This is a genomic window from Humibacter soli (assembly GCF_054779035.1).
Genome location: NZ_BAAGYX010000001.1, coordinates 1,616,520 through 1,640,413 on the forward strand (window position 1 = coordinate 1,616,520; position 23,894 = coordinate 1,640,413).

Sequence of the window (23,894 nt, forward strand, 5' to 3'; positions counted from 1 at the left end):
GCCGCGAGCTCCGCTACAGGTTGATCATGTGGCCGACGAGGCCGTGGAAGGCGTCCTGCATCGACTCGGAGAGGCTCGGGTGCGGGTGCACGTTGCGCGCGAGCTCGAGCGCTCCGAGGTCCCACTTCTGAGCGAGCGTGAGCTCGGGCAGAAGTTCTGAGACGTCGAGGCCGACCATGTGGCCGCCGAGCAGCTCGTGGTGCTTCTTGTCCGCGACGAGTTTGACGAAGCCACGGGCATCCCCGAGCGCATGCGCCTTCGCGTTCGCGAGCATCGGGAACGTCGCCACCTCGACGTCGAAGCCTGCGTCGCGTGCCTGCTGCTCGGTGAGGCCGAAGCTGGCCACCTGCGGCTGCATGTACGTGGCACGGGGCATGTTGCGGTAGTCGCCGAGCGTCATCGTCTCAGCACCGCCGATCGTCTCGGCGGCGACGATTCCCTGCGCCTCCGCCACGTGGGCGAGCTGCAGCTTGGCGGTCACGTCGCCGATGGCGTAGACGCCGGGAACGTTCGTGCGCATGAAGTCGTCGATGGCGATCGCCCCGCGGTCCGTCAGCTCGACACCGGTGTTCTCCAGGCCGAAGCCCGTGACGTTGGCGGCGAAGCCGACGCAGATCAGTGCCTTGTCGGCGACGACACTGCCCTGGACGCCGTCCGCGCCGGTGTAGGTGACGGTGACCTGGCCACCTGCGTCGACGACGCTCTCCACCTTGGTCGAGGTGAGGATCGGCACCCCGAGCGCCTTGAAGTGCTTGGTGATCTCCTTGGAGACATCCACGTCTTCGTTCGGCAGCGCGCGGTCGAGGAACTCGATCACGCTGACCTGAACGCCGTAGTTCGCCATCACGTACGCGAACTCCAGCCCGATGGCGCCCGCTCCGACGACCACCATCGACTTCGGCAGCTCGCGGGTGAGGATGAGCTCCTTGTACGTCACAACGTTGTCGCTCAGCGTCACGCCGGGCAGGAGGCGAACTGTCGAGCCGGTCGCGATGATCGCGTTGTCGAACGTGAGCTGCTCGGTGCCGCCCGCGGCGAGCGCGACGTCCATCGACTTCGGTCCGGTGAAGAACCCGTGCCCGTCGAACTCGGTGATCTTGTTCTTGCGCATCAGATAGTGCACGCCCTTTGCGCGGGCATCCGCGACCGTACGGCTGCGGTCCCAGCCGACGCCGTAGTCGGCGTGGATGTCGCCCGAGATGCCGAACTGCGCACCCTCACGAGTGACGAGGCTGAGCACCTCTGCGTTGCGGATCAGTGTCTTCGCCGGAACGCAGCCGATGTTGAGGCACACCCCACCCCAGTACTGCTGCTCGACGACGGCGACCTGAAGACCGAGCTGCGCGGCACGCACGGCCGCGACATAGCCGCCGGGGCCTGCCCCGAGAACGACGAGATCGAAGTGGGGCATGGACGTTCCTCCTGTGGTCGGGCTTGGGTGAGGCTCGCGCCCGACCGAGGCCGGGCGCAGGTTCTACTATTCCGCAGCGGCCAACTGCCCGCAGGCTCCGTCGATCTCCTTGCCGCGGGTGTCACGCAGCGTGGTCGGGATGCCTGCCGACTCGAGACGCTGCACGAACTCGTTCGTGACATCCTTCGCGCTCGCCGTCCAGATGGAGCCGGGCGTCGGGTTCAGCGGAATCGGGTTGACGTGCACCCAGCCGCGGCCGCGCTCGTTGAGCTTCTGGCCGAGCAGGTCGGCGCGCCAGCCGTGGTCGTTCATGTCCTTGATGAGCGCGTACTCGATGGAGACGCGGCGCCCGGTCTTCTCGAAGTAGTAGCGGGCGGCATCCAGCGCCTCGTCGACCTTCCAGCGCGAGTTCACCGGAATGAGCTCGTCGCGCAACCCGTCGTCGGGTGCGTGCAGCGAGAGAGCGAAGGTGAGCGGGATGTCCTCGTCGGCGAGCTTGCGGATGGCGGGCACGAGTCCGACCGACGAGACGGTGATGCCGCGCGCCGACATGCCGAGGCCGTCGGGCTGCGGCGCGATGAGGGTGCGGATCGCCTTCATGAGCCGGTTGTAGTTCGCCAGCGGCTCCCCCATGCCCATGAACACGATGTTGTTCACGCGCTCCGGGGCACCGGAGGCACGATGCCCCAGGTCGCCTTCGGCGATGGCACGGTTCGCGGCGACCACCTGATCGACGATCTCGGCGGCCGACAGATTGCGTGTGAGGCCCTGCTGTCCGGTGGCGCAGAACGGGCAGTTCATGCCGCAGCCGGCCTGCGACGAGATGCACAGGGTGATGCGGCCCGGGTAACGCATCAGAACCGACTCGACGAGGGCACCGTCGAAGAGGCGCCACAGGAACTTGATCGTGCGGCCGTCGTCGGTGCGGAACCGGCGAACCTCCGTGAGCAGCGGAGGCAGCAGCGAGGCGACGAGATCGTCGCGACCGGCGGCCGGCAGATCCGTCATGGCAGCGGCATCCGTCGTGTAGTGCGTGAAGTAGTGCGTCGAGAGCTGCTTCGCGCGGAAGCCCGGCAGGCCGAGCTCCTCGGCCTTCGCCTTGCGCTCGGCCGGCGTGAGGTCGGCCAAGTGCGTCTCAGGCTGCTTGCGACGCGGCGACGCGAACTGCAGCGCCGGGCGTCCCTCGGCGTTGAGCTGCTGGGTCCAACCCTCGGTCGCCGGGCGAACCTGGGGACGGCGAGCCCCGCTCTCGTCCTTGCCGGAGCGCGCTGGCGTGCGGATGCTGGAGTCGTTCACCGTGTCATTCTCCCAGGTGCCGCCTGAGTGGTGGCGTGGCGGAATCGTGGGCGTGCCCTCAGATCGTCGCGACGTCGTAGGCCTTCACTCGAGGGTCGACGGTGAGCAACGGGATGCCCTCGACCTTCGCCTGCACGACGAGCATGCGGTCGAACGGGTCACGGTGAAGCAGCGGGAGGTCGCGCAGCGCCTCGGCGTGTTCCGCGATGAACGGCAACTCCTCGAATCCGTCGATTTCAAGCTGAGCAACCAGGTCATCAACGATCTCAAGTTTGCCCAGCGACGCCTTGATCGATGCTTCAGCGACGGAGATCGCCGAGACGAGAACGACATTCTCGGGACCCCGGATGAGGTTCCGGTGCGCCCGTGACAGACGCGGATCGTCCTGCTGCCACCACAGAAGTACGTGCGTGTCGAGGAGAATCCTCACTCGCCGTACCAATCTTTCTCGTCTTGCTCGGTGAACTCGTCGAAATCATCGGAAATCCAGATTTTGCCCTTGAGTGATCCCGGTACCCGTGGCTTGCGCTCGGGCTCGACCGGTACCAGCTTGGCCACTGGGCGGCCGTTGCGGCTGATCACCACTTCCTCTCCCGCCTCAACCTCGTTCACGAGCCGCGAGAGGTGCGTCTTCGCTTCGTAGATGTTGTAGGCGTGAGTCGTCATGGTTCCAGGCTAACCCGGTTGACCAGACTTGACCAGACCTGGGGTCGGGTGCGTTGGCCGTGCAGGTCAGTCGCCCGCGAGCGCCGCCCTGATGTCGGCTGCCGTGGCCTCTACCGATTCGTCGACGCGGAAGACCGCTCCGAACTCGTCGGGCCCGAGCGGTTCGAGCGTGCCGAGCTGCGAGTCGAGCAGCCCCGCGGGCATGTACTCGTGCACGCGCACCGCAAGGCGCTTCTCGAGCACGTCGCGGCCCGGATCGAGGTGAGCGAAGAACGTGCCGGGCGCATACTCGCGCAGCAGATCGCGATAGCTCCGCTTGAGCGCGCTGCACGCGAGGATGACTCCGTCGCCGACCGCAAGCCGTTCGCCGACGATGCGCAGCCACGGCTCCCGATCGGAATCGGTCAGCGGGATGCCAGCGCGCATCTTCGCCTTGTTGGCGGCAGGATGCAGGTCATCGCCGTCGATGAAGACGCGACCAGACTCATCCGCGAGTGCGTTTCCGACCACTGATTTGCCTGCGCCGCTCACTCCCATCAGCACGATGGGCGGCAGCTGGGCGGGAGGAACGACGGTCATCGCACCATTCTGACCGACCGGCGGCGGCTTGCAGCCATCGTGGTCGGTATCCCACCCTTCGCTAAAGTGGTAACTCCCGCGTATCGCGGAATACCACTCATCCCCCGCCTGAGGAGCAGTGTCGTGTCAGAGAAGCAAGAAGCGAACATCGGTGTTGTCGGACTGGCGGTGATGGGGTCGAACCTCGCCCGCAACCTCGCCAGCCGTGAGGGCAACACCGTCGCGATCTTCAACCGCAGTTACGAGAAGACGCAGACGCTGCTCGACGAGCACCCGGAGGCCGGATTCCTGTCGGCCTCGACCTATGAGGAGTTCGCTGCGACGCTGTCGAAGCCGCGCACCGCGATCATCATGGTGCAGGCGGGTCGCGGCACGGACGCCGTGATCGACGAGCTCACCAAGGTCTTCGAGCCGGGCGACATCATCGTCGACGGCGGCAACGCGCTCTTCACCGACACCATCCGCCGCGAGAAGGCCGTTCGCGAGACCGGCATCAACTTCGTCGGCGCGGGCATCTCCGGCGGTGAGGAAGGCGCCCTGCTCGGGCCGTCCATCATGCCGGGCGGCTCGGACGAGTCGTGGGTCACGCTCGGACCGATCCTTCGCTCGATCGCCGCTGTCGCCGAGGGCGAGCCCTGCGTCACGCACGTCGGCCACGACGGCGCCGGCCACTTCGTGAAGATGGTGCACAACGGCATCGAGTACGCCGACATGCAGCTGATCGCCGAGGCGTACGACCTGATCCGTCGCGGCACGGGCAAGAGTCCGGCAGAGATCGCCGACATCTTCGCCGAATGGAACAAGGGCGAACTCGAGAGCTACCTCATCGAGATCACCGCTGAGGTGCTCCGCCAGACCGACGCCGACACCGGCAAGCCGCTCGTCGACGTCATCCTCGACCAGGCCGGCGCCAAGGGCACTGGCGCCTGGACGGTGCAGACGGCGCTCGACCTGGGCATCCCCGTCTCCGGCATCGCCGAGGCCGTCTTCGCCCGCTCGCTGTCGAGCAAGCCAGCCCAGCGCGCCGCCGCGTCGGACCTCCCCGGCCCGTCGGAGGCGTGGAAGGTCTCCGACCCCGACGCGTTCGTCGAAGACGTCCGCCAGGCCCTCTACGCGTCGAAGATCGTCGCGTACTCGCAGGGCTTCGACGAGATCGTCGCCGGCGCAGAGCAGTACGGCTGGGACATCAAGAAGGGCGACATCGCCGCGATCTGGCGCGGAGGCTGCATCATCCGTGCGCAGTTCCTGAACCGCATCACCGAGGCGTACGCAGAGGATGCCGGACTCGTCGCGCTGCTGACCGCACCGTACTTCCGCGAGGCGCTGGAGCGCACGCAGGAGGCGTGGCGTCGAGTGGTCGTGACCGCGGCGCAGGGCGGGATCCCCTCCCCCGCGTTCAGTTCGAGCCTGGCCTACTACGACGGTCTGCGTGCGGACCGGCTGCCGGCGGCGCTCGTGCAGGGACAGCGCGACTTCTTCGGCGCGCACACCTACAAGCGCGTCGACAAGGACGGCATCTTCCACACGCTGTGGTCGGGCGACCGCACCGAGATCGAGACCACGCCGTCCAGCCACTGAACGACCTCACCGCAGGTTGAGGAGCTCGCGAAGCGCGCGTCGGGCGAGTTCCTCAACCCCTGGGAGGGGCGCAGCCGGTCACTCGGCCAGCGCCGCAATGGCTCCCTGTTGTGGAGCATCGGCATCCTCGGTCTGCGCCGGCGGGGTGCGCACGAAGCATGCCGCAACGATGCCGCCGAGCGAGATGATCGCGCCCACCAGGAACGCGAGCGCGACACCGGATGCCGTGGCGTCCTGCTGGGTCTCCCCCGCGGCCACCAGCGCGGCGCTGCGCACCGACAGCACAGCGACGAACAGCGCCGTGCCAGCGGCTCCCGCGACCTGCTGCACGGTGCCGATGATCGCGCTTCCGTGCGAGTAGTAGCGTTCGGGCACGGCGCCGAGCCCTGCGGTGAACAGCGGGGTGAACAGGAACGCGAGTCCGACACTGAGCGTGATGTGGGCGCCGAGCAGGTACCACGGCGACGTGTTCGGTCCGATCAGTGTCAGCATCCAGAGCGCGGCGCTCATCACGACGGCACCTGGGACGATGAGAATTCTGGCGCCGACCCTGTCGTACAGCCTCCCGACGAACGGTGCGAGCAGACCCATGATGAGGCCGCCGGGCAGCAGGATCAGGCCGATGAACAACGGGTCGAGGCCGAGCACCTGCTGCATGTAGAGCGGAAGTAGGATGACCGTGCCCAGCAGGGCCGCCATGCTGATCGCCATCAGCACGATCGATACCGCGAACGTCGACGACCCGAAGGTGCGCAGATCGAGCAGCGCGCGATCGTGCCTGGCGAGGCTCAGCTGCCTGATGACGAACAGCACGAGGGCGATGCCGCCGACCACGAAGGCGAGCGTCATCGAGAGGGCTGAGGTCGAGGCATCCGCTCCGCTGCCCGCTCCTCCGATCTGACTGAGTCCGTAGACGAGACCACCGAACCCGAACACGGAGAGCACGACGGAGAGCACGTCGATGGGCACCTGTCGCGGCGTCGACACGTTGCGCACCTTGAAGGCGCCGATGACCAGCATGAGCAGCGAGATCGGCAGCACGAACCAGAAGATCCACCGCCACGTCAGGGCGCTGAGGATGATGCCGGCGATCGTCGGACCGACGGCCGGCGCCACCGAGATGACGATCGAGACGTTGCCCATCGTCCTGCCGCGTTTGCCGGGCGCGACCACGGTCATGATGGTCGTCATCAGCAACGGCATCATGATGGCCGTTCCGGACGCCTGCACCACGCGCGCAGCGAGCAGCACGCCGAACGTCGGAGCGATCGCCGCGATCAGCGTGCCGGTGCTGAACAGGCTCATGGCCGCGATGAACATGGTGCGCGTACTGAACCTCTGCAGCAGAATTCCCGTGATCGGGATGACCACCGCGAGCGTCAGCATGAACGCCGTCGTCAGCCACTGTCCGGCCCTTGCATCGACGTGGAAGTCGGCCATGATGTCGGTGATCGCCACCGACATGATCGTCTCGTTGAGGATGACGACGAACGTCGCTACGAGAAGGAGCCACAGCACGCGGGAATCTCGCTGAACTGCGGTGGAATCGTGGGTCTCTGCTGTGGCCGGATGCGCGGTCATCGGGCCAGCGTAGCGAGCGGGTACGACACTCAGGTGTCGCTAGCCTTGACACATGCGTGAACCGAGATGGCGTGACAGCGGTCAAGACCCCGACTACCGGTTCTCGCTGGCGAACGAACGCACATTTCTGGCCTGGATCCGCACCGCTCTCGCCATTCTCGCGGGGGCGGTGCTGCTCGAGGAGTTCAGCTCGCACATCGGTCCGCACTGGGTCACGGTCGTGCTCGCCGTGGTGCTCGGCGCGCTCTCCGCGGTGCTCGCGGTGATCGCGTACGTGCGGTGGCGCGCCAACGAGATCGCCATGCGCGAGGGGCGCAGGCTGCCGCTCACCGTCGCGATCCCGCTCATCGCCGCCGTCGTGCTCGCCGTCGCGGCGATCCTCACGGTGCTGCTGGTGATCTACGGGCGATGAGCGAGTCGTCATCGCGAGACCCCGGCCTGCAGGGCGAGCGCACGACCCTGTCGTGGTCGCGCACCTGCCTGGCGCTGGCCGTGAACGGGCTGCTCGCACTGCGCAACGGCTGGGTGTCCGGTACGGTGACGCTCACTGTGACAGGCATCGTGCTGCTGCTCATATCGGCCGCCTTCGTCATCTACGGCAACCTGCGCGGCAGGGCGATCTCCGGTCACGGACGCCACCACGATAAGGAGCCGGTCGCCGCGCCCGCGGTGCCGCTCGGGCTGCTCGCCCTCGCTACGCTTCTCGCCTGTGGTACGGGGATCGCGTCGGTTCTCGTGACGGCGTAGCTACGCCGCGCCGTCGAACATCGAGGTGACCGAGCCGTCTTCGAACACCTCGTGGATCGCGCGCGCCAGCAGCGGGGCGATCGGCAGGATCGTGAGCCCTGGGAACCGCTTCTCGGCCGGAATCGGAACGGTGTCGGTGACGACGACCTCGTCGACCGAATCGTCCTGCAACCGCTCGACCGCCGGGTCGCTGAAGATAGCGTGCGTCGCTGCGACGATGACGCGCTCCGCACCGTTCGCCTTGAGTGCCTGCGCGGCCTTGACGATGGTGCCGCCGGTGTCGATCATGTCGTCGACCAGCAGGCACACCCGGCCCTGCACGCGACCGACGATCTCGTTCACCGTGACCTGATTGGCCACATTGGGATCACGACGCTTGTGGATGATCGCGAGGGGCGCATTCAGGCTGTCGGACCATTGGTCGGCGACGCGCACCCGGCCGGTGTCCGGCGAGACGACGGTGAGCTTCTCGCGGTCTTCGGCCGAGAGGTTCTGCTGGAAGTGCTCGAGCAGCACGGGCTTGGCGAACAGGTGGTCGACCGGCCCGTCGAAGAACCCCTGGATCTGCGCAGCGTGCAGGTCGAGGGTCATCACCCGGTCCGCGCCGGCGGTCTTGAGGAGGTCGGCGACGAGACGGGCGCTGATCGGCTCGCGTCCGCGGCCCTTCTTGTCCTGCCGCGAGTACGGGTAGTAGGGCGCGACGACGGTGATGCGCTTGGCGGACGCGCGCTTGGCGGCATCCAGCATGATGAGCAACTCCATGAGCCACTCGTTGACCGGAGGGCCGAACGACTGCACGAGGAACACGTCGCATCCGCGAATCGACACCTCGAACCGGGTGAGGATCTCCCCCGACGCGAAGGTGCGGTACTCGGTGGGAACCAGCTCGGTGCCGAGGTGGTCAGCCACCTCGGCGGCTAGCCCGTGATGCGACCTGCCGGAAGCGACGACGAGTCGCTTCTTCGTCTTCGCGACGATGCCGGGCGCAATTCCGCGTTCCCGATCGAGATCAACCGTCTTGTCCTTGCGTCCCATCGTCCGCCTTCTGTGCGGACCGGGCCCGGACAGCGACATCCGCTGCCCCCGTGCCCGGTCGGTTCTTCTCGACCCACCCCTCGATGTTGCGCTGAGGTGCGACGCTGAGTGCGAGGGCTCCAGCGGGAACATCCTTGCGGACGACGGCACCGGCCCCTGTCTTCGCGCCGTCTCCGATCCTAACGGGCGCAACGAACACGTTGTGCGAGCCGGTGTGCACCTCGTCGCCGATTTCGGTGCGGTGCTTGACGAGGTCGTCGTAGTTGGCTGTGATGGCGCCCGCGCCGAGGTTGACGTGACGGCCGATCGTGGTGTCTCCGATGTAGCTGAGGTGCGGAACCTTGCTGCCCTCGCCGATGTGCGAGTTCTTCGTCTCGACGAACGTGCCGATCTTGCCGTTCTCGTCGAGCACGGTGCCGGGCCGCAGGTACGAGAACGGGCCGACGGTCGCACGCGCGCCGATCACGGCGAGGGTTCCGTCCGTGCGCTTCACGGTCGCACCCTCCCCGACCTCGCAGTCGACGAGCGTTGTGTCCGGCCCGATCACGGCGTCCTTCTCCACCGTCGTCGCACCCTTGAGCTGCGTGCCGGGCAGGATCGTCACGTCGTTCGCGAGCGTGACCGTGAGGTCGATCCAGGTGGTCGCCGGGTCTTGCACGGTGACGCCGTTCAGCTGCCAGCCGCGCACGATGAGGGCGTTGAGCCGGGCGGCAGCCTCGCTGAGCTGGGCTCTGTCGTTGATGCCCTCCGCCTTCCACGAGTCCTCGACGGGCATGGCGCCGACGTCGCTTCCCGCGCGGCGCAGAAGCTCGATGACATCCGTGAGGTATTTCTCGCCCTGGGCGTTGTGGGTGCCGAGGTGGGCGAGCTGGTCGCGCAGCGCGTTCACGCCGAACACGTAGATGCCCGCGTTGATCTCGTCGATGGCGAGCTCAGCAGCGGTCGCGTCCTGATGCTCGACGATGCGGTCGAGATCACCGTCGGAACCCCGCACGATGCGTCCATAGCCCGCGGCATCCCTGACGACACTGCTCAGCACGGTCGCCGCCGCGCCACTGCTGCGATGACGCGCGACGAGCTCGTGCAAGGTGTCGGCATCCAAGAGCGGAACATCGCCGTTGAGAACGAGGACGTCGCCGGCGAACCCGACGGGGAGACCGTCGACCGCCTGCTCCACCGCGCGACCAGTGCCTGGCACGTGGTCCTGGTCGATGATCACGGCCTGCGGCAGCACCGCGGTGATCGCCTCGCTCACGCGATCGCGCTCATGCCGCACGACCGCGAGCACGATGGCGGGGTCCAATGCTTCCGCCGTGGCGAGCACGTGGCTGACGATCGGCGCGCCTGCCAGGTCGTGCAGCAGCTTGGGAGTCGACGACTTCATGCGGGTGCCCTGCCCTGCGGCGAGCACGATGATGGCGAGGTTCGGATCGGTCACCGTACAAGTATTCCCGAACGGGCTGCGTGTGCCGACCGGCGTCATCCAGACAGAAGCTCCGCCGCCAGGACTCGAACCTAGACTTCACAGCTCCAAAGGCTGTCGTGCTGCCATTACACCACGGCGGATCGCGCCCCCCAGTCTGCCAGAACGGCCACCCAGAGCCGAAAGCGGGCACGGGATAATGGTGGGATGTCCGAGCACGCTGACGAGGTCGACAGGATCGTCGACGCGTGGGAGCGGGAGCGACCCGATCTCGACTTCGCTCCCCTGCAGGTGCTGTCGCGAGTCGACCGGCTCTCGCGGCACCTCGATCGGGCACGGAAGGGTGCTTTCGGTCGGTCGGAGCTGCAGTCGTGGGAGTTCGATGTGCTCTCGGCATTGCGACGCGCCGGCTCGCCGTACCGGCTGAGCCCGAAAGCGCTGCTCACGCAGACGCTGGTCTCCAGCGGCACGATGACCAACCGCATCGACCGGCTCGTCGAGCGCGGCCTTGTCGAACGGCAGACGGATCCGAACGACGGGCGGGGCATCCTGGTGCGGATGACCTCGCAGGGCCTCACCAGGGTGGATGCCGCGATCACCCGCCTCGTCGACGCCGAGGCGGAGTTGCTGCGCACGCTGGCATCCGGCGACCAGACGCGCTTGGCTGCGCTACTCCGCAAGCTCAGCCTTGATTTTGACTAGTCACTGAAGGGGTCGATGGCAGGCTCACAACGAGCCCCAAGTCGATGCCGATACCTTCGTAGGGATGAGTGACGACGACCCCCTCCCGACCCGAACCGGCGCGCCCCTGCTGAGCGATCGCACCGTCGAGCTCCTCGATCACGCCGACAGCGGTACTGTGGCCGAACTCACGTCCCTGCGCGACCAGCTCAACCGGTTCCTGATGCGCTACAAGTTCGGAATCTCCGAGGTGGAGACGAAGCTCACGATCCTGCGCGAGGAGTTCAACCTCACCGCCGGGTACAACCCGATCGAGAACATCGCGTGCCGCGTCAAGTCGCTCGACGGTGTGCTCGAGAAGGCGATGCGCAAGGGCATCCCGCTCGACCTCGGCGCCATCGAGGACGGGCTCTCCGACATCGCAGGCGTGCGCGTGATCTGCAGCTTCGTCAGCGACGTGTACCGCATCTTCGACATGCTGACCTCGCAGGCCGACATCACCGTGCTCGAGGTCAAGGACTACATCGCGAACCCCAAGCCGAACGGGTACCGCAGCCTGCACGTCATCCTCGAGGTGCCCGTGTTCCTCTCCGGCGGCCCGGAGCAGGTGCGTGTCGAGGTGCAGTTCCGCACCATCGCGATGGACTTCTGGGCCAGCCTCGAGCACAAGACCTACTACAAGTACGACCGACAGGTGCCGCGGCACCTCATCGACGGGCTCACCGAGGCGGCCGAGACCGCTGCACACCTCGACGCGACCATGGAGCGGCTGCACCACGAAGTGCGCGGCTACCCGCAGCCGCCGCGCACGCTCGCGATCTGACGGCCTCTCCCTGCCTCCACCCGCTGACTCGCCGACCCGCCCAGCCGGGCAGCCCAGCCGGGCAGCCCAGCCGGGCCGACCTGCCCACTATTGCGCCAGTTGCGCTCTATTGCGCCAGTTGGAGTGGCCCACTAGAGCGAACGTGGCGCTGCTGGCTGCCGGAGGGCCGGGTCGGCACTACCGGAGGGCCCGGTCGGCGTTATCGGAGTGCGGGTCGACGCTGCCGCGGGTCGACGCTACCGCGGGTCGACGCTGCCGCGGGTCGACGCTGGCGCGGGTCGACGCTGGCGCGGGTCGACGCTGGCGCGGGTCGACGCTGTCAGACGGCGGCACCGTGGCGGGGGCGGCTGCGGGCGTCAGCGGCCGCGGCGAGCTCGCCCAGCAGCTCGGCGGTGTCGCCCCAGCCGATGCACGCGTCGGTGACCGACTGTCCGTACACGAGACCGGCGAGGCCAGCATCCGTGAGCTTCTGGTTGCCTGGCTCGAGGAAGCTCTCGGCCATCACCCCGGCGATCGGCTCGCCCGCGCGCACCTGGTCGGCGAGCTCCCGCAGCACGGCCGCCTGTCGAACGTGGTCCTTGCCGCTGTTGCCGTGGCTGGCGTCCACCACCACGCGAGGCGTCAGGCCGGCGCGGGCGAGCAGGGCTGCGGCATCCTCGATGCTCGCCGTGTCGTAGTTGGGGGTGCCGCGTCCGCCGCGCAGGATGACGTGCGCCGCGTCGTTGCCGCTCGTCGACACCAGCGCCGCCTGGCCCGTCTCCGTCACTCCGAAGAACACGTGCCGCTGAGCCGCGACCGTGCAGCCGTCGACCGCGACCTGCACGTCGCCGTCCGTGGCGTTCTTGAAGCCGATCGGCATCGAGAGCCCGCTGGCGAGCTGCCGGTGGATCTGGCTCTCGGTCGTGCGGGCGCCGATCGCACCCCAGCTCACGGCATCCGCGATGTACTGCGGGCTGGTCGGCTCGAGGAACTCGCACCCGACGGGCAGACCGAGCTCGAGGATGTCGAGCAGGAGCCTCCGCGCGATGCGGAGTCCATCGGCGACGCGGTGCGTCCCGTCGAGGTGAGGGTCGTTGATGAGGCCCTTCCACCCGCCGGTGGAACGCGGCTTCTCGAAGTACACGCGCATGACGATGAGCAGGTCGTCCCGATGCTCGCGCGCAGCGACCGCCAGCCGACGTGCGTAGTCGAGCGCCGCCTCGGGGTCGTGCACCGAGCAGGGCCCGACGACGACGAGCAGCCGCGGGTCGTCGCCGCGCAGCACCGCCTCGATCTCACGCCGGCTGTTCGCGACGAACTCGGCTGCGGCAGGCGTCAGCGGCGCCTCTGCACGCACCTGCGCAGGGGTGGGCAACGCTTCGATCGATGTGACTCGGGTATCGGAGGTGGAGTCCATGGTCTTCTCTCGCTTCGTGGTCGGATGCCGCCCGGCGAGAGACCCAGCCCGTCTCCCGAGCCGATCTTCGCCTTAACGACGAAGGGCAGGTTCCTGTCGGATCCTGCCCGTTGGCTCTGGAGGGTGCTGGTCAGCGCTTCGTGACCGTCGGCTCCTCCAGAGCCAACGCGAAATACGCATACCAGCGGGTTGTCATGACGGTGAGCGTAGCAGACGTGGCCGACCCCCTCACACGTCGATGCGGTAGCTCAGCTCGAGCTCGTCGGCGGGGACCCCGCGGATGCCCCAGTTGGCGCGCGGCGTCTCGGTGATCGTGATCTCCACATCGTTCGGCGCGATGCCCAGCGCGGACGTCTCGCGGTACACCGCGCGGATGAACGCCTTCTTGGTCTCCGTCGTTCTGCCCTCGAACATGCTGACCTCGATGATCGTGTAGTCCCTGCTGCGATCATTCGGCGCGATCAGCAGGCCGTCGTCGAGCGGCACGAACCGGTGGAAGCGCTTGGTCTCGGGCAGCTGCAGGGTCTCGACGGCGGCCGTGTGGATGGCATCCGACAGAGCCGGGATGCGGGGACGGAGGGCATCGGCGTGCCCGTAGACGACGATCTGTGCCATGCGGCCAGTGTGGCAGACAGCCGTTCCCGCACCCGGGTCAGGCGGCGTCTTCGCTCGGGTGGTTCTGGTTGAGGATCCCGACGACCTGGTCGTAGTCGCCGCGGACCTCGCCGTAGCGCAGGAACTTGACGGTCTGCACCTGTACCTCCTTGGCATCCGGCTGGGTCTCGAGCAGCTGCATCACCTCGTCGATGAACTCGTCGAGGGGCATCGCGTGCTCGTTCTCGTCGTGACCGGGCATCAGCTGGGTGCGCACCGCAGGCGGAACGAGCTCGGTGACGCGAACGCTCGTGTCGGCCAGCTGCAGTCGCAGCGATTCGCTGAGCATGTGGATGGCCGCCTTGGTCGCGTTGTAGCTCGGGGTGATGGCGAGCGGGGTGAAGGCGAGTCCGGACGAGACGGTCATGATCGTTGCGTCATCCCTGCCCTGCAGGTGATCGATGAAAGCTCCGATGAGCCGGATAGGCCCGAGCAGGTTGGTCGTGACGGTCTGCTCGGCGTTGGCGACGAAGCAGGCGGGTGTGTGCCAGTCCTCGGCGCGCATGATGCCCGCCATCGCGATGAGCACGTTCAGGTCGGGGTGCGCCTGCAGCACCTGGGCCGATGCGCAGGCGATGCTCGCGGCATCCGCCGTGTCGATCTCGATGGTGTCTATGCCGGGGTGCTCCGACCGGATGCTCGCAAGCAGCTCCGTGCGCCGCCCGCCGATCACGACGGTGTTGCCCTTCGCCTCGAGGGCGATGGCGAGCGCGAGTCCGATGCCGCTGGTGGCACCTGGGATGAAGATGGTGTTTCCGCTGATCTGCATGACTTCAGCGTGATCGAGCGGCCGAAACCGCGGCAGAGAGCGCTCACCGGGGGATCGGCGATCCCTGGTTGCGACGGCGCGACGCGGGGATGATGGATCACATGGATGCTGCCGCCCTCGCCGACTTCCTGCGTCGCCGCCGCGCCGAGCTCACCCCCGCCGACGTCGGCCTGCCGCAGGGCGCACGGCGGCGAGCGCCCGGGCTCCGACGCGAGGAGGTGGCGCAGCTCGCCTCGATGTCGGTCGACTACTACACGAGGCTGGAGCAGCAGCGCGGTCCGCAGCCGAGCGAGCAGATGCTGGCGTCGCTCGCGAGGGCCCTGCGGCTGAGCCGTGACGAACAGGACTACCTGCATCGGATGGCCGGGCACGGCATCCCCGATCGCAACTCGACGGCATCCAACGTTGCGCCTGCGCTGCTCCGCGTGCTCGATCGGCTCGACGACTCCCCCGCGCTGATCATCTCCAGCCTCGGAGAGTCGTTGGTGCAGAACCGGATGGCGGATGCCCTGTTCGGCGATCGCTCGGCGCTGACCGGCCTCGAGCGCAGCGAGGTGTACCGCTGGTTCGCACATCCGGGGACCGAGCGGGTGCTGTATCCGGAGAACGACAGGCCACGACAGTCGCGAGCACTGGTCGCCAGCCTGCGGGTCTCGTACGGCACTTCCGGGCCGTCTTCGCGGGCCGGCGAGCTGGTGCGAAGACTGCAGGAGATCAGCGACGAGTTCACGCAGATCTGGGAGCGCCACGAGGTCGCGAAGCGGTTCGAGGACCACAAGGTGCTCATCCATCCCGAGGTCGGTGCCATCGAGTTGGACTGCCAGGTGCTGTTCACCGAGGATCAGGGCCAGGCGTTGCTCATCCTGACCGCTCCGCCCGGAACCGAGGCCTCGGAAAAGCTGCGCCTCCTGTCGGTGCTGGGAACGCAGGAGTTCTCCATAGGCAGGTAGACCGCAGGATGCCCACCCGCGAGCCACCAGCTTCCCGCCGAGCGACCACCCTGTCGCCGAACCACCACGAAATCCGCGTCGATATATGGGTGGCTCGACGGGAAGTGGGTGGCTCAACGGGAAGTGGGTGGCTCGCGGGGAAGAACTAGGGTGGACGGGTGTCCGAGCCGACCGACGCCTCCTCGCAGGAGTCGTCGCGTCCGCTCGACGAGGGCGACGGCACCGGGGTCGAGGCCGGCGTCGAGGATGTCGCCGTCGCTGAGACCGCAACTCCCCGCACCGCGTCGGTGTGGCGCAATCAGTCGTACGTGCGCCTCTGGATCGGCGAGACGCTCAGCCAGGCCGGCGAACAGGTCGGAACGCTCGCGATCCCGGTACTCGCCGTGCTCGTGCTCAACGCCACCGCGGAGCAGGTGGGTCTTCTCAGCGCGGCGGAGACGCTCGCGTTCCTGGTGATCGGGCTGCCTGTCGGGGCGTGGGTCGACCGGATGCGCAAGCGTCGCGTGATGATGACCGCCGACGTCGTGCGAGCCCTTGCGCTGGCATCCATTCCCGTGCTCTGGTGGCTGGGACTGCTGCAGATGTGGCAGCTGTACGTCGTCGGAGCGGTGGTGGGCGGCGCGACGGTGTTCTTCGACGTGACGTACCAGAGCTACGTTCCTCGACTCGTTGAGCCGAAGCAGATGACCTCGGCGAACTCGGGGTTGGAGACGAGCGCGCAGGTCGCAAGGGTGGCCGGCCCTGCCGTGTCGGGCGGTCTGCTGAACATCATGCCCGCGCCGCTGGTGGTTTTGGCGACGTCGATCGGCTACGTGTTCTCATTCGGGTTCGTCGCCTCCATTCGCGACGCCGAGCCCAAGCACGTGAAGACGCCGCAGGCGTCGCTGGCACGGGAGATCGGCGAGGGGCTGCGGTTCGTCTTCGGCAACAGACTGCTGCGACGCATCGTGATGATGACCGGGGCATCCAATCTGTTCGAGGGACTGGTGACGACTCTGTCGTCGCTGTTCGTGCTGCGGGAGCTGGGCCTCTCCCCTGCCGTGTACGGCATCATCGGCGGAGTGAGCGCCGTCGGCGGCATCCTCGGCGCGATCGCGGCACCGGCCCTGTCGCGACGGATCGGCGAGGGGCGCATCATCGTGGTCGCGGCACTGGTGAGCGCGATCGCCCCGTTCCTCATCCCGCTGGCGGCCGCCGTTCCGAGCGCCTCGATCGCGCTGCTCATCGGCGGAGACTTCTTCTTCATGTTCGCGGTGCTCGTGTACAACATCTCGCAGCTGTCGTTCCGTCAGCGCATCTGCCCGCCGCCGCTGCTCGGTCGGATGAACGCGTCGATCCGCTTCGTCGTCTGGGGCGTCATCCCGATCGCGGGTGTAGCAGCCGGACTCCTCGGCGGATGGATCGGAGTCGTGCCGACCATGTGGCTCGGCTGCGTGCTGGGGCTGCTGTCGTGCGGCATCGTGGTGTTCTCACCCCTGATCGGGATGCGAACGCTGCCGGACGCCCCGGCCTGAGTGCGGAATCCGCGGAGCACGCCCGACGTTTCCCCCGATGACGAAGCACACGTGCGGTGAAACTCACCGATGACTGAACACACAGCGTGAACGGAAGGTATGACGTGGAGGCAGCAGACATCCGCACCATCGGCATCCTCGGTGCAGGCAAGCTCGGCACGGTTCTCGGCCGACTCGCCGTCGCTGCCGGGTACGACGTGCTGATCGCGGGGTCGGGAGATCCCGGGAAGATCGCGCTGATCGTCGAGGTGCTCGTGCCGGGGGCGAAAGCGGTGAGCGCCGAAGACGCCGCCAAGGACGCGGACGCGGTCATCCTCGCCCTGCCGCTCGGCAAGCACGAGTCGCTGCCGGTCGATGCGCTCAAAGACAAGCTCGTCATCGACGCGATGAACTACTGGTGGGAGGTCGACGGCATCCGCGACGATCTCAACGATCCCCTGACGTCGACGAGCGAGATCGTGCAGCGGTTCCTGCCGGAGTCGCGCGTCGTCAAGGCGCTCAACCACATGGGGTACCACGACCTCGAGGATGAGACGCGCCCGCCCGGCGCGGAGGGACGCAAGGCCATCGCGATCGCCGGAGACGGGGCCGACGAGGTGGATGCCGTCGCCCACATCGTCGACGCGCTCGGCTTCGACCCGGTGGTCGCCGGCCCCTTGAAGGAAGGCATCCGCTTGGAGCCGAACACCGAGCTGTTCGGGGCGGACGTGGATGCCGACCAGGTGCGCTACCTGCTGACGACGTTCCCCGAGTCGGCCCGCGGACGGGTCGTCGAACGGGCTCGAAAGGAGCCGGCGGCCTAGTCCGCTGCTTGGTCGGTGGGATGTCCAGAGGGTGATCCACTGAATCTGAGAGTCCTCTCAGTAACGGTAGACTGGGCGTGCCGCGGCATCGCTTGGCCGCACACCCCCCGCGTCTCGCCGATTGGAACTCCCCTGTGCCCGAACTAGATAAGAACCTTCACGCCGTCTTCGACGAGGTCATGCGCCGCAATCCGGGTGAGCACGAGTTCCACCAGGCAGTGCGCGAGGTTCTGGAGAGTCTCGGCCCGGTCGTCTCCAAGCACTCGGAGTACGCCGATGCCGAGGTCATCCGTAGGCTGTGCGAGCCGGAGCGCCAGATCATCTTCCGCGTGCCGTGGACCGACGACTCAGGTCGCGTGCAGCTCAACCGTGGGTTCCGCGTCGAGTTCAACTCCGCTCTCGGTCCGTACAAGGGCGGCCTGCGCTTCCATCCGAGCGTTTACCTCGGCATCGTGAAGTTCCTCGGGTTCGAGCAGATCTTCAAGAACTCCCTCACCGGCCTGCCGATCGGCGGCGGCAAGGGCGGCTCGGACTTCGACCCCAAGGGCAAGTCCGACGCCGAGGTGATGCGGTTCTGCCAGTCGTTCATGACGGAGCTCTACCGGCACATCGGGGAGAACACGGATGTCCCGGCGGGCGACATCGGTGTCGGGGGCCGTGAGATCGGCTACCTCTTCGGCCAGTACAAGCGCATCACGAACCGCTACGAGTCCGGCACCCTCACCGGCAAGGGCCTCACGTGGGGCGGATCCCAGGTGCGCACAGAGGCGACCGGCTACGGCGTCGTGTTCTTCGTCGACGAGATGCTGAAGACCTCCGGCGACTCCTTCGAGGGCAAGCGCGTCGTCGTCTCCGGGTCGGGCAACGTCGCGATCTACGCCATCGAGAAGGTGCACCAGCTCGGCGGACGGGTCGTCGCCTGCTCGGACTCCAACGGCTACATCGTCGACGAGGCGGGCATCGACCTCGAGCTGCTCAAGGAGATCAAGAACGGTCACCGCGGGCGCGTCAGCGACTACGCGGAGCGACGCGGGGCATCCGTGCACTACGTCGCTGGCGGCTCCGTCTGGGACGTGCCGTGCGACATTGCACTCCCCTGCGCGACCCAGAACGAGCTCGACGCCAAGGCGGCCACCACGCTGATCGCGAACGGATGCCGCATCGTGGCCGAGGGCGCGAACATGCCTACCACTCCCGAGGCCACCCGCCTGCTGCGCGACGCCTCGGTCGCCTTCGCGCCGGGCAAGGCTGCCAATGCCGGCGGGGTCGCCACGAGCGCGCTCGAGATGCAGCAGAACGCGTCGCGCGACTCCTGGTCGTTCGAGCACACCGAGCAGCGGCTCGCCGACATCATGAGCTCGATCCACGACCGCTGCCTGTCGACCGCCGACGAGTACGGCGCGCCTGGCAACTACGTGGCGGGCGCCAACATCGCCGGGTTCACGCAGGTCGCCGACGCCATGCTGGCGCTGGGGCTGATCTAGATCTGAGCTGAGCGCTGGATTTCGGAGATTCACCGAGCGGGTCGGCGTGTCGGGGCATCCCGTCGGAGCGTCGGGGTGAATCTCCGAAATCCAGCACCGCGGCGCCGCTCCCCTACCCTTGAACCTGACATGGCGCATCTTCTCGGGGCTGAGGCCCTGCATCTCGAGTACCCGACCCGAGTGGTCTTCGACTCCGTCTCGCTGGGCGTGAACGAGGGCGACCGCATCGGCATCGTCGGCCGCAACGGCGACGGCAAGTCCAGCCTGCTGGCGATGCTGTCCGGACGCCTCACGCCGGACTCCGGACGCGTCACCGTGCGCGGCGGAACCCGCATCGGCGTGCTCGACCAGCAGGACACGCTCGACGACGCGGATGTCGTGTCGCGGGTCGTCGTCGGCGAGACGCCCGAGCACGAGTGGGCCGGCGACGCTCGGGTTCGTGACGTGATCGCAGGGCTCCTCACCGACATCCCGTGGGATGCAACGGTCGGCACCCTGAGCGGTGGACAGCGACGACGCGTCGCGCTCGCCGCTCTGCTCACGGGCGACTGGGACGTGCTCGCTCTCGATGAGCCCACGAACCACCTCGACGTCGAGGCCATCACGTGGCTCGCACGGCACGTGAAGGGCCGGTGGCCCGCGAGCGCGGGCGGCCTGCTCGTCGTCACGCACGACAGGTGGTTCCTCGACGAGGTGGGAACGGCGACCTGGGAGGTGCACGACCGCATCGTCGAGCCGTTCGAGGGCGGGTACGCGGCGTACATCCTGCAGCGCGTCGAACGCGATCGGATGGCCGCGGCCTCAGGGGCCAAGCGTCAGAACCTCGCCCGCAAGGAGCTCGCCTGGTTGCGCCGCGGAGCGCCTGCGCGCACGTCGAAGCCGAAGTTCCGCATCGACGCGGCGAACGCGCTCATCTCCGATGTGCCGCCGATCCGCGACTCCGTGTCTCTGAAGGCGCTCGCCGTGTCGCGGCTGGGCAAAGAGGTCGTCGACCTCGTGGACGCCGGCGTCACGTATCCGGCGAGAAAGGGCGAGGCCGCGGGCGGGGGCGCTGGCGGTACAGCGGCAGCCGACGGCGCTGGCGGTGAGCGCACGGTGCTGCGCGACGTGGAGTGGCGCATCGCGCCGGGCGAGCGCACGGGCATCCTCGGCGTGAACGGTGCGGGCAAGTCGACGCTGCTCGGTCTGGTCGACGGCACGATCCAGCCGACCTCCGGGCGCGTCAAACGCGGCAAGACCGTGAAGGTGGCCTCGCTCACCCAGCAGATGGACGAGCTCGACGAGCACCTCGACGATCCGGTGCGAGTCGTGCTCTCACGCCTGCGCACGACGTACACGATCGGCACCGGATCGAAGGCGCAGGAGCTGACGCCCGGCCAGATGCTGGAGCGGCTCGGGTTCGCGTCCCCGCAGCTCTCGACCCCCGTGAAGGACCTCTCGGGCGGCCAGAAGCGGCGACTGCAGCTGTTGCTCATCCTGCTGGATCAGCCGAACGTGCTCATCCTGGACGAGCCGACGAACGACCTCGACACCGACATGCTCGCGGCCATCGAGGACCTGCTCGACACCTGGCCGGGCACGCTCATCGTCGTCTCGCACGACAGGTACTTCATCGAGCGCGTCACCGACCAGCAGTACGCGATCCTCGACGGACACCTGCGGCATCTCCCAGGCGGCGTCGACGAGTACCTGCGGCTGCGCGCGCTGGAGGAGCGGCGGGATGCCTCCGCCGCTGCGGGCCCCGTGCGAGGAACGTCGACGGGCTCCACGACCGGCGGCGGGTCGACCAGCACCGGACCGGCCGAGGAGGGCGCCTCCGGGCTGAGCGGCGCAGCACTGCGCGACGCGCAGAAGGAAGTCGCGTCGCTGGAGCGCCGTCTCGGCAAGCTCGCCGAGCGGATCGACACCGCACGAACCGCGCTGGCCGAACACGACCAGTCTGACTACGTCGGTCTCGGCGAGAAGACCGACGCGATCGGAGCCCTCGAGCGCGAGGCCGAGGAGCTCGAGGAACGGTGGTTCGAGCTCACCGAGGCGATCGGCTGAGCCGCTGCGACGGCTGAGTATCGCCAGGCTCGGTCATCCGGTCGATTCTGTTCCTGACGGCTCGGCACGTCGTCCGCGCAGCACGCCCCACGCGATCAGGCCGATCGTGGCGAGCAGCGACAGGATGCCGAACCAGAGCGACCCGATCTGCAGGATGATCGGGATGCTGAACGCCGTGAGGATGCCACCACCGAGGAACGGCTCGTAGATGAGCTGCTTGTACCCGTAGCCGCGGGCAGTGGTGGTGACCTGCTCGGGGTCCGCCATATCGGCGAGCACGAAGCCCGTCGCGACGTTGCCCTGCGATTGCCCGTAGTCGGCGATGGAATGCTCGAACCAGTTCTTCCTGTGGATGAGCGGGCCGAGCCACAGCATGCCGAGCACGCTCCACGCGAACGCGATCACGGTGAGGATGACCAGGGCGGGGATGTTCGACCCGAGCGCGGCGAGCGACATCGTTCCGATGGCGGCGGCGATCAGGATGTCGAGCGCGAGGCCGGTGATGTCGTTGACGGTGCGCCGCTCGACCCAGTGCTCCTTCTTCGTCACCGTCAGCACGAGCTGCACGAGGAAGCCGCCGATCACCGTGAACGGGAAGAGCGGAAAGCGGTCGAAGATGTCGGAGCCGAACGAGTTGGTGATCCAGCGCAGCAGCTCGAGGATAACGATCGCGATCGCGATGGAGACCGAAATCGCGCCGAAGCTCCGGCTGATCGACCCGATGCCGATGTCGCCGGCCTGATCGCCGGCGTTGGGACGCACATCCTGCAGCTTTCCCGCACCTTCACCGTGCGTCGGCTGCTGGCGGGCGACTGAGATGCGGGGGTTGCGCACCGCGTAGTTCACCAGGATGGACCCGCCGACGACGCCCGTGATCATGCTGATCGTGGCGAGCCCGAGCCCGACGTCGATCATCTCCGGTGCGCCGGCCTCTGTGAGGAGGCCGCCCATGCCCGCGATGGTGCCGTGGCCACCGGCGAAGGAGAGCTCGAGGATCGACCCCGCGACGTCCGGCAGGCCGAAGAACGGGGTCAGGATGAACACCACGGCGAACGCCCCGAGTGCGAACTGACCGAACGAGAACACCGAGCCCAGGATGACGTGAGGCGCGGCGTCGCTCCAGATCTGCTTCACCGACGGCAGTTTCTTGCCGATCATGATGCCGGCGAACACCACGTTGATCATCAAGCCAGGCAGCCGGGCCATGATCTCGGTGACCTGCACGGGGATCGGGCTCCAACCGCTGAGGCCGAGCACCTGGGGCCCCAGAAGCAGGATGAGGAATCCCGCGATCACGCTTGCCGGCAGGTACAGCCTGGCGAGGATCGGTACGTAGCGGCGGATGACCGCAGCGAGGATCAGCGCGATGCCGAGGAAGACCAGCGAGAGCCCGACCCACTGGGCATCCGTGTACTCACCGAACATGGGCTCATCCTTCACCCGTCGGTGTGCGCGACGGAAGGGTCGACCGGCGGAGGGGCTAGGACGGCGGCATCACCCGCGCGCCGTGCACGGGTGCGGAGACGCGTGCGGCGCGAAGCTGCGCCGCGCTCAGCGCGATCTGCAGGTCGATCGCCGACTCCCGGTCCTCGGCGAGGAACGCGACCGTCGGGCCCGACCCCGACACCAGCCCGGCGAGGGCGCCGCTGCGCTCCCCCAGCTCGAGCACGTCGGCGAGCTCGTCGGAGAGGTGGATGGCAGGGGCCTGCAGATCGTTCGCGAGGTTCTCGGCCAGCATCGCCGGATCGCCTGCACGCAGCGCCTGCAGCAGCTCGGTGTTCACGGTCGGATGCTCGACGACCGGCGCCAGCTCCCCCGCGTGCCGTTCCCGGTGAAGGTCGAGCTCACGGTACACGGCAGGCGTGGACAGCTCGCCCCGGGGCAGCACGAGCACCCAGTCGAACCGGCCCTGCGTGAGCACGGGGCTCAGCTCGTCACCGCGTCCCAGCCCGATCGCCGTTCCGCCGGAGAGCGCGAACGGCACGTCGGCTCCCAGCTCGGCCGCCAGCTCGTGCAGCCGCTCCCGGCTGAGGCCGGCATCCCACAGCGCATCGCACGCGACGAGCGTCGCTGCGGCATCCGCCGATCCTCCGCCCATGCCTCCTGCGATGGGGACGTTCTTCTCGATCTCGATGCGCACCCCGCCCGGCACGCCTGCCGCATCGGCGACGAGTTGGGCCGCACGCACGGCGATGTTGCGGCCATCCGTCGGCAGCCCAGAGCAGTCGATGGGGCCGGTGAAGCCGACCGAGATCGTCTCGGCCGGCCAGACGCGAACGTCTTCGTAGAGCGACACGGCCTGATAGACCGTCGCGACATCGTGATAGCCATCGTCGCCGACCGCGCCGACGCCGAGGTACAGATTGACCTTGCCAGGGGCACGGGTGTGGATGGGCAGCCCCATGCTCACAGCGGTCATGACTACCAACCTACGGGTTCGGGAAGCGGGTCTCGAACG

The 23,894-nt window shown here is 67.8% G+C and carries 23 protein-coding genes and 1 tRNA gene; 10 read left to right on the forward strand and 14 right to left on the reverse strand.

What is annotated here, in order from left to right:
* Positions 1-13 precede the first annotated feature (13 nt).
* The 5 genes from lpdA to ACYVDN_RS07600 all read right to left on the reverse strand — a co-directional run bounded on the left by lpdA (position 14) and on the right by ACYVDN_RS07600 (position 3,952).
* A complete protein-coding gene (gene lpdA, locus ACYVDN_RS07580; protein ID WP_460570001.1) occupies positions 14-1,411 on the reverse strand; it encodes a dihydrolipoyl dehydrogenase family protein in 1,398 nt (465 codons plus the stop codon).
* A gap of 66 nt (positions 1,412-1,477) precedes the next feature.
* Entirely contained in the window at positions 1,478-2,707 is a 1,230-nt protein-coding gene (gene rlmN / locus ACYVDN_RS07585) for a 23S rRNA (adenine(2503)-C(2))-methyltransferase RlmN (protein WP_460570003.1), read from the reverse strand.
* A 58-nt stretch (positions 2,708-2,765) separates the two neighbouring features.
* Positions 2,766-3,137: a type II toxin-antitoxin system VapC family toxin gene (locus tag ACYVDN_RS07590; RefSeq protein WP_460570005.1), complete on the reverse strand. Its 372-nt coding sequence runs from the start codon at positions 3,135-3,137 to the stop codon at positions 2,766-2,768.
* A complete protein-coding gene (locus ACYVDN_RS07595; RefSeq protein ID WP_460570007.1) occupies positions 3,134-3,373 on the reverse strand; it encodes a type II toxin-antitoxin system Phd/YefM family antitoxin in 240 nt (79 codons plus the stop codon). The genes ACYVDN_RS07590 and ACYVDN_RS07595 overlap by 4 nt, the downstream gene beginning before the upstream one ends.
* A 66-nt stretch (positions 3,374-3,439) precedes the next feature.
* A complete protein-coding gene (locus ACYVDN_RS07600) occupies positions 3,440-3,952 on the reverse strand; it encodes a gluconokinase (RefSeq protein ID WP_460570009.1) in 513 nt (170 codons plus the stop codon).
* Positions 3,953-4,075: 123 nt separating this feature from the next.
* Here ACYVDN_RS07600 and gndA point away from each other — a divergent pair, with 123 nt between their 5' ends.
* Entirely contained in the window at positions 4,076-5,530 is a 1,455-nt protein-coding gene (gene gndA, locus ACYVDN_RS07605) for an NADP(+)-dependent, decarboxylating phosphogluconate dehydrogenase (RefSeq protein ID WP_460570011.1), read from the forward strand.
* Positions 5,531-5,608: 78 nt separating this feature from the next.
* Here the strand turns inward: gndA and ACYVDN_RS07610 are convergent, their stop codons facing one another.
* Positions 5,609-7,111, reverse strand: coding sequence for a DHA2 family efflux MFS transporter permease subunit (locus tag ACYVDN_RS07610; protein ID WP_460570014.1), 1,503 nt, complete (start codon positions 7,109-7,111; stop codon positions 5,609-5,611).
* 52 nt (positions 7,112-7,163) lie between these two features.
* Between ACYVDN_RS07610 and ACYVDN_RS07615 the strand changes: the two genes are divergently transcribed.
* Complete coding sequence (locus tag ACYVDN_RS07615) at positions 7,164-7,523, forward strand: YidH family protein (protein WP_460570016.1); 360 nt, start codon at positions 7,164-7,166, stop codon at positions 7,521-7,523.
* Positions 7,520-7,858: a DUF202 domain-containing protein gene (locus ACYVDN_RS07620; RefSeq protein WP_460570018.1), complete on the forward strand. Its 339-nt coding sequence runs from the start codon at positions 7,520-7,522 to the stop codon at positions 7,856-7,858. Before ACYVDN_RS07615 ends, ACYVDN_RS07620 begins: the two co-directional genes overlap by 4 nt.
* Here ACYVDN_RS07620 and ACYVDN_RS07625 read toward each other — a convergent pair whose 3' ends face one another.
* The 3 genes from ACYVDN_RS07625 to ACYVDN_RS07635 form a co-directional block, all read right to left on the reverse strand.
* Positions 7,859-8,893, reverse strand: a complete 1,035-nt coding sequence (locus tag ACYVDN_RS07625; protein WP_460570020.1) for a ribose-phosphate pyrophosphokinase — start codon at positions 8,891-8,893, stop codon at positions 7,859-7,861.
* Positions 8,868-10,331 carry a bifunctional UDP-N-acetylglucosamine diphosphorylase/glucosamine-1-phosphate N-acetyltransferase GlmU gene (glmU, locus tag ACYVDN_RS07630; RefSeq protein WP_460570023.1) on the reverse strand — a complete coding sequence of 488 codons (1,464 nt, stop codon included), beginning with the start codon at positions 10,329-10,331 and terminating at the stop codon, positions 8,868-8,870. The genes ACYVDN_RS07625 and glmU overlap by 26 nt, the downstream gene beginning before the upstream one ends.
* 56 nt (positions 10,332-10,387) lie before the next feature.
* Positions 10,388-10,459: transfer RNA gene (locus ACYVDN_RS07635), tRNA-Gln, on the reverse strand.
* A gap of 64 nt (positions 10,460-10,523) precedes the next feature.
* Here ACYVDN_RS07635 and ACYVDN_RS07640 point away from each other — a divergent pair.
* Both ACYVDN_RS07640 and ACYVDN_RS07645 read left to right on the forward strand, forming a co-directional pair.
* Entirely contained in the window at positions 10,524-11,018 is a 495-nt protein-coding gene (locus ACYVDN_RS07640; RefSeq protein WP_460570025.1) for a MarR family winged helix-turn-helix transcriptional regulator, read from the forward strand.
* Positions 11,019-11,082: 64 nt separating this feature from the next.
* The gene (locus tag ACYVDN_RS07645) at positions 11,083-11,820 is read left to right on the forward strand and encodes a GTP pyrophosphokinase (protein ID WP_460570027.1); all 738 of its coding nucleotides are present in this window, start codon (positions 11,083-11,085) and stop codon (positions 11,818-11,820) included.
* 319 nt (positions 11,821-12,139) lie between these two features.
* Here the strand turns inward: ACYVDN_RS07645 and ACYVDN_RS07650 are convergent, their stop codons facing one another.
* The 3 genes from ACYVDN_RS07650 to ACYVDN_RS07660 all read right to left on the reverse strand — a co-directional run bounded on the left by ACYVDN_RS07650 (position 12,140) and on the right by ACYVDN_RS07660 (position 14,639).
* The gene (locus ACYVDN_RS07650; protein WP_460570029.1) at positions 12,140-13,216 is read right to left on the reverse strand and encodes a 3-deoxy-7-phosphoheptulonate synthase; all 1,077 of its coding nucleotides are present in this window, start codon (positions 13,214-13,216) and stop codon (positions 12,140-12,142) included.
* A gap of 228 nt (positions 13,217-13,444) precedes the next feature.
* Positions 13,445-13,831, reverse strand: a complete 387-nt coding sequence (locus ACYVDN_RS07655; protein WP_460570031.1) for a tautomerase family protein — start codon at positions 13,829-13,831, stop codon at positions 13,445-13,447.
* Between the two features lie 37 nt (positions 13,832-13,868).
* The gene (locus tag ACYVDN_RS07660) at positions 13,869-14,639 is read right to left on the reverse strand and encodes an SDR family oxidoreductase (RefSeq protein WP_460570033.1); all 771 of its coding nucleotides are present in this window, start codon (positions 14,637-14,639) and stop codon (positions 13,869-13,871) included.
* Positions 14,640-14,740: 101 nt separating this feature from the next.
* On the opposite strand from ACYVDN_RS07660, the gene ACYVDN_RS07665 reads away from it, so the two are divergent.
* From ACYVDN_RS07665 to ACYVDN_RS07685, 5 genes are all read left to right on the forward strand, one after another.
* Positions 14,741-15,589 (forward strand): helix-turn-helix transcriptional regulator, encoded by an 849-nt coding sequence (locus ACYVDN_RS07665; protein ID WP_460570035.1) that lies wholly within the window; start codon positions 14,741-14,743, stop codon positions 15,587-15,589.
* A 158-nt stretch (positions 15,590-15,747) separates the two neighbouring features.
* Positions 15,748-17,103: an MFS transporter gene (locus ACYVDN_RS07670; protein WP_460570037.1), complete on the forward strand. Its 1,356-nt coding sequence runs from the start codon at positions 15,748-15,750 to the stop codon at positions 17,101-17,103.
* Between the two features lie 104 nt (positions 17,104-17,207).
* Positions 17,208-17,906: an NADPH-dependent F420 reductase gene (locus ACYVDN_RS07675; RefSeq protein WP_460570039.1), complete on the forward strand. Its 699-nt coding sequence runs from the start codon at positions 17,208-17,210 to the stop codon at positions 17,904-17,906.
* A gap of 134 nt (positions 17,907-18,040) precedes the next feature.
* The gene (gene gdhA / locus ACYVDN_RS07680) at positions 18,041-19,390 is read left to right on the forward strand and encodes a glutamate dehydrogenase (RefSeq protein ID WP_460570041.1); all 1,350 of its coding nucleotides are present in this window, start codon (positions 18,041-18,043) and stop codon (positions 19,388-19,390) included.
* Positions 19,391-19,519: 129 nt separating this feature from the next.
* The gene (locus ACYVDN_RS07685) at positions 19,520-21,436 is read left to right on the forward strand and encodes an ABC-F family ATP-binding cassette domain-containing protein (RefSeq protein WP_460570043.1); all 1,917 of its coding nucleotides are present in this window, start codon (positions 19,520-19,522) and stop codon (positions 21,434-21,436) included.
* Positions 21,437-21,469: 33 nt separating this feature from the next.
* Here the strand turns inward: ACYVDN_RS07685 and ACYVDN_RS07690 are convergent, their stop codons facing one another.
* Positions 21,470-22,861: a sodium/glutamate symporter gene (locus ACYVDN_RS07690; protein WP_460570045.1), complete on the reverse strand. Its 1,392-nt coding sequence runs from the start codon at positions 22,859-22,861 to the stop codon at positions 21,470-21,472.
* A gap of 55 nt (positions 22,862-22,916) precedes the next feature.
* The gene (locus tag ACYVDN_RS07695) at positions 22,917-23,855 is read right to left on the reverse strand and encodes a 4-(cytidine 5'-diphospho)-2-C-methyl-D-erythritol kinase (RefSeq protein ID WP_460570047.1); all 939 of its coding nucleotides are present in this window, start codon (positions 23,853-23,855) and stop codon (positions 22,917-22,919) included.
* Positions 23,856-23,894: the final 39 nt, after the last annotated feature.

Bases quoted from the DNA above. Each gene is read 5' to 3' on its own strand.
- lpdA (WP_460570001.1), bottom strand. From the start codon at position 1,411: ATGCCCCACTTCGATCTCGTCGTTCTCGGGGCAGGCCCCGGCGGCTAT.
- ACYVDN_RS07595 (WP_460570007.1), bottom strand. From the start codon at position 3,373: ATGACGACTCACGCCTACAACATCTACGAAGCGAAGACGCACCTCTCG.
- ACYVDN_RS07600 (WP_460570009.1), bottom strand. From the start codon at position 3,952: ATGACCGTCGTTCCTCCCGCCCAGCTGCCGCCCATCGTGCTGATGGGA.
- ACYVDN_RS07610 (WP_460570014.1), bottom strand. From the start codon at position 7,111: ATGACCGCGCATCCGGCCACAGCAGAGACCCACGATTCCACCGCAGTT.
- ACYVDN_RS07615 (WP_460570016.1), top strand. From the start codon at position 7,164: ATGCGTGAACCGAGATGGCGTGACAGCGGTCAAGACCCCGACTACCGG.
- ACYVDN_RS07620 (WP_460570018.1), top strand. From the start codon at position 7,520: ATGAGCGAGTCGTCATCGCGAGACCCCGGCCTGCAGGGCGAGCGCACG.
- ACYVDN_RS07625 (WP_460570020.1), bottom strand. From the start codon at position 8,893: ATGGGACGCAAGGACAAGACGGTTGATCTCGATCGGGAACGCGGAATT.
- ACYVDN_RS07640 (WP_460570025.1), top strand. From the start codon at position 10,524: ATGTCCGAGCACGCTGACGAGGTCGACAGGATCGTCGACGCGTGGGAG.
- ACYVDN_RS07645 (WP_460570027.1), top strand. From the start codon at position 11,083: ATGAGTGACGACGACCCCCTCCCGACCCGAACCGGCGCGCCCCTGCTG.
- ACYVDN_RS07650 (WP_460570029.1), bottom strand. From the start codon at position 13,216: ATGGACTCCACCTCCGATACCCGAGTCACATCGATCGAAGCGTTGCCC.
- ACYVDN_RS07655 (WP_460570031.1), bottom strand. From the start codon at position 13,831: ATGGCACAGATCGTCGTCTACGGGCACGCCGATGCCCTCCGTCCCCGC.
- ACYVDN_RS07660 (WP_460570033.1), bottom strand. From the start codon at position 14,639: ATGCAGATCAGCGGAAACACCATCTTCATCCCAGGTGCCACCAGCGGC.
- ACYVDN_RS07665 (WP_460570035.1), top strand. From the start codon at position 14,741: ATGGATGCTGCCGCCCTCGCCGACTTCCTGCGTCGCCGCCGCGCCGAG.
- ACYVDN_RS07685 (WP_460570043.1), top strand. From the start codon at position 19,520: ATGGCGCATCTTCTCGGGGCTGAGGCCCTGCATCTCGAGTACCCGACC.
- ACYVDN_RS07690 (WP_460570045.1), bottom strand. From the start codon at position 22,861: ATGTTCGGTGAGTACACGGATGCCCAGTGGGTCGGGCTCTCGCTGGTC.
- ACYVDN_RS07695 (WP_460570047.1), bottom strand. From the start codon at position 23,855: ATGACCGCTGTGAGCATGGGGCTGCCCATCCACACCCGTGCCCCTGGC.